Source organism: Actinoplanes sp. NPDC049598 (assembly GCF_040675435.1).
Classification (GTDB): Bacteria; Actinomycetota; Actinomycetes; order Mycobacteriales; family Micromonosporaceae; genus Actinoplanes.
In genome coordinates this window covers 547859-557841 of record NZ_JBFAOX010000003.1, presented here as the reverse complement: position 1 = coordinate 557841, position 9983 = coordinate 547859, and the positions used below count along the sequence as shown (strand labels likewise).

Here is a 9983-nt window from a genome sequence, read left to right as displayed (position 1 = left end):
GCGCGGGCGCGGCGGGGCGGCGGCGGGGCGGCGGCGCGGGCAGGTCAGCGGCGGCGCTTGGTGGGGGCGGGGCGGCGGCGGGGCGGCGGCGCGGGCAGGTCAGCGGCGGCGCTTGGTGGGGGCGCCGAGCCAGTAGAGGACGCTGCCGATGGTCAGTGTGAGGGTGCCGCCGGCGAGGACGGCGAGGATGTTGTCGCCGGTGGCCGGTAGGGGCAGGACGCCGGGGAGCGGGAGCTTGTCGGGCTGGCCGACGGTGACGGTGATGGTGGCGGTGGCGATGTTGCCGTTCGCGTCGACGACCTCGTAGGTGAACGAGTCGACGCCGGCGAAGCCTGGGGCGGGGGTGTAGGTGACCGTGCCGTCGGCGTTGAGGACTGCGGTGCCGTGGGCGGGCTGGCCGATGGCGTGAACCTGCACCGGGCGGCCGTTCTTGTCGGTGGCGGGCAGGGGGATGCCGACGGGGCGGCCGGGCTCGGCGGCGGCCACGCGGTCGGGGACCAGCGGCTTGTACGGGGTGGCGGGCTCACCCGGCGTGGATGGGGAGCCGGGGGTAGGGCTGCCAGGCGAGCCCGAGGCGGGGTCGGACGGCAGGCCAGTGGGGGAGCTAGGCGGGCCGGTGGGAGAGCTGGACGGGGTGGCGGTCGAGGTCGGGCTCGGGGGCGAGGTCGGCGTGGTGGTGGTCGGGGCCGGGGCGGGGGTGGGTCTTCTGACGGTCACGGTGATGTGGGCGGTGGCCTGGTTGCCGGCGGGGTCCCGTACGGCGTAGGTGAAGGTCTCCGGCCCGGAGTAACCCGCCGCGGGCACGTACCGGATCTGACCGGAGGGCAGGATCGTGGCGGTGCCGCGCGTGGTCGGGCCGGTCGCCGCGACGGTGAGGGGCCGGCCCTCGGGGTCGGTGTCGTTGGCCAGCACGGCGATCTCCACCGGCGTGCGGTAGGAGGTCGTGGCCTCGTCGTCCACGGCCGTCGGGGGCCAGTCGACCGTGAGGGTCACCGTGGCGGTGTCGGTGCGGCCCCAGTCGTCGGTGAGCACGTAGGTGAAGGTGTCGGTGCCGGGTGAGTCGGCGTCCGCTCGGTAGGTCACCGTCCCGTCGGGGGCGAGCGCCGCCGTTCCCTCCGCAGCCGCGCCGACCGAGGACACGGCCAGCGGTTGGCCGGTGTTCGGGTCGTGGTCGTTGGCCAGCACGTTCAGCACGGTGTCGACCGCCGGCCGGACCGTGAAGCTGTCGTCCTCGGCGACCGGGGCGGCGTTGCGCACGGTGATGGTGACGGTGGCCGAGACGCTCAGCCGGCCGGTGTCCTCGATGGTGTAGGTGAAGGCGTCGATGCCGTAGAAGCCGCCGGCCGGCGTGTAGACGAGACCTCCCGAAGAAGGGGCCACCGTGCCGTGCGCGGCCGCGGTGAAGCCCACTAGGCGGAGCGCGTCCCCGTTGGGGTCCTCGTCGTTGGCGAGCACGTCGACAGTCACCGGGGTGTCCGTGTCGGTGGCGACCGACTCCGGCCGGGCGACCGGCGGCGAGTTGACCACCCCGACGGTCACGGTCGCGGTCGAGGTGTCCAGGCCGTCGCTGAGCGTGTAGTCGAAGGAGTCGGTGCCGTGGAAACCGGCGCCCGGCGTATAGATGATCTTGTGGGAGGAGACAACCGCCGTGCCGTTGTCCGGCGCCGCGCTCACCGTGAGGGTCAGCGGGGTGCCGTTGGGGTCCTCGTCGTCGTTGGCCAGCACGTCGATGGCCTGGGGCACGTTGGTCCGTACGGTCACCGAGTCGTCCCGGGCCACCGGCACCCCGTTCGCCACCGTGACCGTGACCTGGGCCGTGTCCGTGCCGCCGTGCCCGTCGCCGATCGTGTAGAGGAACGTGTCCGTTCCCGAGAAGCCCGGGTCCGGGGTGTAGATCAGTTCGCCCGCGACCGAGCCGTGCAGCGGATCGGTGGTGCCGGTGACCCTGAGCGTGTCGGCCGGGTTGGGGTCGGTGGCGTAGGTCAGCACGTCGATCGGCACGGCCGTGCCGTACGCCGTGGTCGCCGTCCGGTCGGCCGCGTGCGGCGGGGCGTTGCCGACGGTCACCCGCACCGTGGCGTTCGACGACAGATGCCCGTTGTCCTCGATGACGTAGCCGAACGTGGCGACCCCGGAGAAGCCCGGAGGTGGCCGGTAGCGGATGCCGCCCGGCTCGATGGTGGCCGTTCCCGTGCTGGGCGGGCCGGCCGAGGTGATCGTGATGGTGTCGCCGAGGTTGGGGTCGAGGTCGTTGGCGAGCACGTCGACCAGGACATCGGTGAGGTACGGGGTCTCGTCCAGGTCGTCCGCCGCGGTCGGGGCCGCGTTGTCCACGTCGACGTACACCTGACCGGTCGCCGCCGCCCCGTGCGGATCCTCGGCCGTGTAGGTGAAGGCGGCCCGGCCCGCGAACAGCGACGACGGCTCGAAGCTGACCAGGTCGCCGCTGCGGCTGACGGTGCCGGCCCAGGACGGCACGACCGTGCCCAGACCGGTGACGTGCAGCGTGTCGCCGGGGTTGGGGTCTGTGTCGTTGCCCAGCACGGCCAGCGTGACCGGCGTGCTGGGCGGGGTATTGGTGACGTCGGTGTTGGCCACCGGTGGCGCGTTGGCTGTGGTCACGGTGACCGTCCCGGTCGCGGTGCCGCCGTGTCCGTCCGAGACCTGGTACGGAAACGCGTCGGCCCCGGCCCATCCGTTGACGGGGGTGTAGCGGATCCTGCTGTCGGCCAGCACTACGGCGCTGCCGTGCGCGGGCTGACTGATGATGGCGACGGTGAGATTCGTGTCCTCGGGATCCGTGTCGTTGTCCCGGACCGCCACCGTGACCGGGGTGGCGTGGGCGGTGGTGGCCGTGTCCGGCACCGCGACCGGTGGCGAGTTCTGGCGCAGGGTCGCCGTGGCGGTGTCGTTGGCCGCCACGGTGTCCCGGCCGCTGCCGAAGACCCGGAGGGTGGCCGTCGTGCCCGAGATGGCCGAGGCCGGGATGCTGATCGTGGCCTGGCTGCCGCCGACGAGCTGGCCGGCCGAGCAGGTGACGACCTGGCCCGCGATCGTGCAGCCGGGCGGCGGCGTCCCGGGCGTGATCCCGGCCGGCAGGGTCAGCTCGGCCCGGGCGGCCGGCTCCAGGTCGGGGCCGAGGTTGCTGATCGTGGCGGTGTAGATGACCGCGTTCGGGGCCGACGCGCGCTGCACGTCGGCCGGGCTGACGGTCAGCGCGGCGGCGAGGTCGGCCCGGGGCTGTTTGACCGTGGTGGCCACGGTGCCGCCCACGGCGGCCACGTTCACGCTGGTGGTGCGCCCGGTGTAGGTGACGTTGACCAGGTTGGCGATGGCGTAGAGGGCCGGGGTGTCCAGGGCGACCCGGACGCGGAACGTGACGGTGGCCGTGCCTAGATACGGGATGCTGCCGAGGTCGAAGGTGACGACGCCGGCCGAGTAGGCGCCGCCGCTGACGTACGACGTGTAGGTGGGGATCGCGTCGGCCAGGCGTACGCCGTCGGCGGTGTCGCTGCCCTCGTTGCGGACGTCGATCCGGTATTCGATCTCGTCGCCCGGGAGCAGATCGCCCCCGTTGACGTCGGTCCCGGTCATCGTGGTGGTGATCTTCGGGGCGTACAGGTCGATGGCGACGGTGATGACGCCCGGGTAGTACGCGTCGCCGGTGGTCGACATGGTCAGCGTGGCCTGGGTGACGCCGTGCCCGAGTTTCCCGCTCGCGTCGAACTGGTCGATGTCGACGCCGAGCAGGTTGCGGTGGCCCGGGTCGCGGCCGCCGACGATCGCGCCGTCCTCGCTGACCGTGCTGTTGAAGGTGTTGTTGGGCTGATTCGCGGTGTCGCTCAGCACCTGTCCGTCGATCTTGAGGGTGTCGCCGGTCGTGCCCAGGTCGCCCTCGAAGGCGACCGCGCCCACCTCGGTGTGCACGACCCCGGTGTGCGGGGTCTCGAAGCCGGTGACCGGGATGTCCACGTCGTCGTCGGTGATCGAGCCGAAGCCGTCGTAGACGCGCAGGCTGCGCAGGGCCTCGGCCGCGTTGCCGTACGCGATGACGAGCGCCCACCCGGCGTACTGTCCGGTGCCGGTCCCGGACTGGATGTTGGCCACCGAGTACACGCCGTTGCCGGCCCCGGCGACCTGCGCGGTCACGTCGGCGAAGCCCTCGTACGCGGTGTTGGTGGTCGAGGTGTAGACATCGTCGGCGATTATCTGATTCCAGGCCGCGCCCGCGGGCGTTCGGAACCTGACCTTGTTCTTGTCATTGGGCGAAGGGGCGGGCAGGCCGCCGGCACCGAGGGCGGTGAGGCCGCCCCAGTAGAGGCCTGCGAAGAGCACCGTGCTGCCCGGTGGGAGGGTGACGGTCGAGCTGCTGTCGTTGAACGTCCCGAGCAGGTCGCCGTCGGTGTCGGTGTAGACCATCGGGTAGCCGTTGTTGTTGAGCGCGTTGCCGGTGACGCCGCTGCCGGTGCGGGCCGAGAGGCAACCCAGCGTGAGTGTCGGGCAGGTCATGTTCGAATTGCCGCGCAGCATGATCGCGCCGTTGGCGTTGACGTCGAACCGGCTGGTGAACGCGGTCGAGATCGCCGCGTCGGCGCGCCCGGTGACCAGTGTGGCCAGTGTGACGGCGACCGCGAGGAGAAGGGCCGCTACACGCACTTAGGCCACGCTAGGCGCGCGATGCGCCCAGCGTGGCCCGAATGCCTCAGGACATCCGGTGACGTCCCGGGCGGTGCCGGCCGGGGCCGTTGGTCTGGCCGGCCATCAGCAGGAACCCGCCGACCAGGACGATGAGGCCGCCCGCGCTGACCATCGAGATGATGTCCAGGCCGGTCTTCGGGAGCTTGTCGTCACCACCGCCGGCGGCCGCGGCGTTCACCGTGACCGTGACGATCGCGGTGGCCACGCCGCCGTGCCCGTCGCTGATCGTGTAGGTGAACGAGTCAACCCCGCCGGCGTAGCTCTCGTCCGGCGCGTAGGTGACCGAGCCGTCCTTGTTGAGCACCGCCGAGCCGTGCCGGGCCCGGCCGATCTTGGTGATGGTCAGCTTGTCCTGGTTGGCGTCCTTGTCGTTGACGAGCGGGTGGATGACCACCGAGTCGCCCGCGTTGATCGTGACCGCGTCGTTGCGGGCCACCGGCTTGGTGTCGACCCCGGCGACCGTGATGGTGATCGTGCCCGCGGCCTGGTTGCCCGCGGCGTCGGCGGCCTGGTAGGTGAAGCTGTCCGTGCCCGACCAGCCGGCCGCCGCCGTGTAGGTCACGGTGCCGTCCTGGTTGAGCTTGGCCGCGCCGTGCTTCGGGGCGCCGATCGAGAGCACGGTGATCGGGTCACCGGCCTCGTCCTTGGTCGGCATGACGATCCGGACCGGGGCGCCCGCCTTGGCGACGAGCTGCCGGTTCGGCACCACGGGAGGCGTGCCGACGATGATCGTCACGGTCGCGGTCGTCACGTTGCCGTCGCCGTCGGTGGCCGTGTAGTCGAACGTGGCGACGCCCGAGAACCCGGCCGGCGGGGTGTAGACGACCTTGGCGCCGCTGATCGTGGCCGTGCCGTGGTCGGGCGTGCTCACCTTGGTCAGGGCGAGCGAGCCGGCCGGGTCGAGGTCGTTGGCCAGCACCGCGACGGTCGCCTTCGCCTGGTAGGCGGTGGTGCGCCGGTCGGCCACCGCGACCGGGGAGCCGTCGCTGACCGTGATGGTGACGGTGGCCTGGGCGGTGCCGCCCTGGCCGTCGCTGATCGTGTAGGTGAAGGTGTCCTTACCGGTGTAGCCGGCCGCCGGCGTGTAGCGGATCCTGCCGTCGACGATGGTCGCGGCGCCGTGGGCCGGGGTGCCGGCCGCGGTCACGGTCAGCTTCTGGCCCGGGTTGACGTCGGTGTCGTTGGCCAGCACGTCCACGTCGACGTGGTGGCCGGTGAGCACGGCGGCGGCGTCGCCGGTGGCCACCGGGGCGGCGTTGCCCACGGTGACGGTCACCGTGCCGGTCGCGGTGCTGCCGGCGGCGTCCTTGATGACGTACGTGAAGGTGTCGGTGCCGATCCAGCCGGCGGCGGGCGTGTAGCGGATCTTGCCGTCGACGACGGTCGCGGTGCCGTGGGCCGGGGCCCCGGCCGAGACCAGGGTCAGCGCCGACGAGTTGGGGTCGGTGTCGTTGCCGGTGACCGCGATGTCCACGGCCTTCCCGGAGACGGTCGTGGCGGTGTCGGCCACCGCGACCGGGGCCGCGTCGATGGTCAGCGTGACCCGGGCCGTGTCGGTCTTGCCCAGGTCGTCGGTGAGCACGTAGGTGAACGTGTCGGTGCCGCTGGTCATCGCGTTCGGCCGGTAGGTGACCTTCCCGTCGGCGGTGATCGTGACGACGCCCTTGGCCGGCTGGGTCACCGAGGAGACGCTGAGCTTCTGACCGGTGTTCGGGTCGACGTCGTTGGCCAGCAGGTCCAGCGTCGTGGTGGCGCCGGGGTGCACGACGAACTGGTCGTCGACCGCGATCGGCGCGGCGTTGCGCACCGTGACCGTCACCAGGGCCGAGGCCGTCTTGCCGAAGGCATCGGTGATCGAGTAGGTGAAGGTGTCCGTGCCCTGGAAGCCCGGGGCCGGGGTGTACGCGATCGTGCCGTCCGCGCCCAGCACGGCCGTGCCGTGCGCCGGCGCCGTGACCGCGTCGAGCTGGATCTTGTCACCGTTCTCGTCGGAGTCGTTGTCCAGCGGGTGCACGGTCACGACGGTGTCGGTGTCGGTCGCGATGGCGTCGTCCAGCGCCGTCGGGGCGGTGTTGACCACACCGAGCGTGACCGTGGCCCCGGCCGTGCCGCCCTGGCCGTCGGTGATCGTGTAGTGGAACGAGTCGCCGCCGCGGTAGCCGGCGGCCGGCTTGTAGGTGACCTTGCCGTCGGCGCCGACGCCGACCGTGCCGTGCCCGGGCGCGACGTCGACCGTGACGGTCAGCGGGTCGCCGTTCGGGTCGGAGTCGTTGGCCAGCACGTCGATCACGGCCGTGGTGCCGGCCGGCACGGTGACCGACTCGGGCTTGGCCACCGGCACGCCGTTGGCCACGGTGACCTTGACGGTCGCGGTGGCGAAGCCGCCCTGGTCGTCCGTGATCGTGTAGTCGAAGGTGTCCTGGCCGGAGAAGCGCGGGTTCGGGGTGTAGGTCAGCTTGCCGTCGGCGCCGGCCACCACGGTGCCGCCGGCCGGCGTGGTGGTGCCGCTGACCCGCAGTTTGTCGGTGGTGTTGGGGTCCTTGGCGTCGGCCAGCACGTCGATGTCGACCGGGGCGCCGTACGGGGTGGTGACCGTCTCGTTCGCGGCCGTGGGCGCGGCGTTGGCCACGGTGACGGTGACTGTCCCGGTCACCTTGTCGGTGCCGTCGGTGACCTGGTAGGTGAAGGTGGCGTCGCCGGAGAAGCCGGCCGGCGCCTCGTAGACGACCTTGCCGCCGCTGATCGTGGCGGTGCCGTGGTCCGGCGTGCCCACCGAGTCCAGGGTCAGCGTCTCGCCGTTGGCGTCGGTGTCGTTGCCCACCACGTCGACGGTCACGGTCTTGCCGTACGCGACGTCGGCGTGATCCGGCACAGCCACCGGCTTGGTGTTGCCCACGGTGACGCTGATCTGCCCGGTGCTCTGCTCACCCAGGCTGTCCTCGACCGTGTAGGTGAAGGTCGCGGTGCCGTGGAAGGAGGCGGCCGGGACGTACGTGACGACGTCGCCCGCGCGCGTGACCGTGCCCGCCGCCGCCGGCGGCTGGGTGATCGCGGCGAGGTGGATCGGGTTGCCGTCCGGGTCGGAGTCGTTGGCCAGCGGCGAGATGTCGGCCTTGGTGCCGGCCGGGGTGGCGGCCACGTCGTCGTTGGCCACCGGGGCCGCGTTGGTGACGGTCAGGGCGACCGTGGCCGTGGCCGTGCCGCCGTCGGAGTCGGTCAGGAGGTAGCGCAGGGTGTCGGCGCCGACCCAGCCCGCGGCCGGCGTGTAGGTGATGCTGCCGTCGGCCGCGACGACCGCCGTGCCGTGGACCGGCGCGACGTCGAGCGTGACCTGGAGCGCGGCCTTCGCGTCCTCGGTGTCGGTGTCGTTGGCGAGCACGTCGATCGAGACCGGGTGGCCGTTGGCGGTGCTCGCCGTGTCGGCGACCGCCTTGGGGGCGGTGTTGACGGTGAGGGTGACGGTGGCGCTGTTGTTGGTGGAGACGGCGTCGAGACCGGTGCCCGAGACGTCGAGCGTGGCCACGGCCGAGCGGGCAGCGGTGCCGGCGACCGAGGCCGAGATGACCACGGTGGCCTGGCTGTTGGCCACGAGGGCGCCGACCGGGCAGGTGACGACCTGACCGGCGGCGGAACAGCCCGACGGCAGGGTGCCGGCGGTGACCCCGGCCGGCAGGGTCAGCGTCGCGGTGGCGGCCGGCTCCAGGTCGGTGCCCTTGTTGGCGACCACGGCGGTGTAGGTGACCGCGTTCGGCGCGGCCGCCTTCTGCACGGTGGTGGGGGAGACGGTCAGCGTCGCGGCCAGGTCGGCGTGCGGCTGCTGGACGACCATGGTGTCGGTGGCGGCCACGCCGCTGACGGCCATGCCGGTGAAGTTGGCCGTGAAGGCCGAGTTGGCCACGTCGGTGACCGCGTAGCCGGCCGGGGTGTCGTTGTCGACCTTGACCCGGAAGGTGACCCAGGTCGAGGCGCCGCCCGCGATCGAGCCGAGGTTCCAGGTGGGCGTGCCACCGCTCGGGTCGGCGACCGAGTTGCCCGCGACCGTCATCGAGCCGGGCACGTAGGTCGTGTGGGTCGGGATCGCGTTGCTGATGACAGTGTTGTCGGCGGTGTCGCTGCCGTTGTTCTTGACCTCGATCTTGTACTCGACCACGTCGCCGGGCAGCAGGTCGCCGGCGTTGGTGTCGGTGCCCTTGACCGTCGAGACCAGGTCGGGGGCGAACAGGTCGGTGGTGAAGGTGACCACGCCCGGGTAGAACGTCTCGCCGCCGGTGGTCAGCGTGAGCTGGGCCGTCTTGGCCTTGTTGGCCAGCATGCCGCTCGCGTCGAACTGGTCGATGTCGACGCCCATGAGGTTGCGGTTGCCCGGGTCGCGGTCGGCGTTGAGCAGCGTGCCGTTCTCGCTCTCGGTGCTGTTGAAGAAGTTGGTGGCCGGGTTGGCGGCGTCGCTGACCGACGTGCTGTTCAGCTGGAGGGTGTCGCCCTCGAGACCGAGGTCGCCCTCGTAGACGACCGTGCCGATCTTGGCGTTGACGGTGCCGTTGTCCGGCGTCTGGAAGCCGGTGACCGGGATGTTCACGCTGGTGTCGTTGCTGGTCACCACGCCGAAGCCGTCGAACACGCGCAGGCTGTGCATGGCCACGGTGGGGTTCTGGTACGCGATCACGAGCGACCAGCCGGCGTACCGGTCCTTGCCCGTTCCGGCCTGGATGTTGGCCACCGAGAAATCGCCGTCACCGGCCCCGGAGACCAGCGGTGTGACGTCGGCGAAGCCCTGGTAGGCCGAGTTCGTCGGGTTGGTGAAGACCTTGGTCGCGGTCACCGCCTGCCAGGCCGCGCCGGCCGGCGTGCGGAACAGGACCTTGTCCCGGTCGGCGGGTGTCGTGGCCGGGTTGCCGCTGTTGCCGGGGCTGGTGTCGGCGCCCCAGTACAGGCCGGCGAACAGCACCTTGCTGCCGCCGGAGGGCAGCGTGATCTTGGTGGTGCTGACGTTGAAGGTCGCCGGGTCGCTGTCCGCGTCGGCGTACGCCATGACGTAGTTGTTGTTGTTCAGCTCACCCTTGGTGGCGCCCGTCCCGGCCTGCGCGGCCGTGCAGGCCGTGGACACCGGGCAGAGCATGTTGGTGTTGCCCCGCAGCAGGATCGCGCCGTTCACGTTGGCCGAGAACCGGGCGGTGAAGCCGGTCGTGATCGCGGCGTCGGCCTTACCGCCGATCAACGTCACCGCGGCCGTCAGGGCCACGGCGACGACAACCACGAGAACCAGTGCTCGGTACGGCCTGGAACGC

Annotated in this window: 2 protein-coding genes; both read right to left on the bottom strand. The window is 71.8% G+C overall.

The features are described 5' to 3' along the window. Positions 1-99: 99 nt before the first annotated feature. Positions 100-4656, bottom strand: coding sequence for an Ig-like domain-containing protein (locus AB0J66_RS11365; RefSeq protein ID WP_364658632.1), 4557 nt, complete (start codon positions 4654-4656; stop codon positions 100-102). Positions 4657-4702: 46 nt separating this feature from the next. After that, complete coding sequence (locus AB0J66_RS11360; RefSeq protein WP_364658630.1) at positions 4703-9952, bottom strand: Ig-like domain-containing protein; 5250 nt, start codon at positions 9950-9952, stop codon at positions 4703-4705. Positions 9953-9983 lie beyond the last annotated feature (31 nt).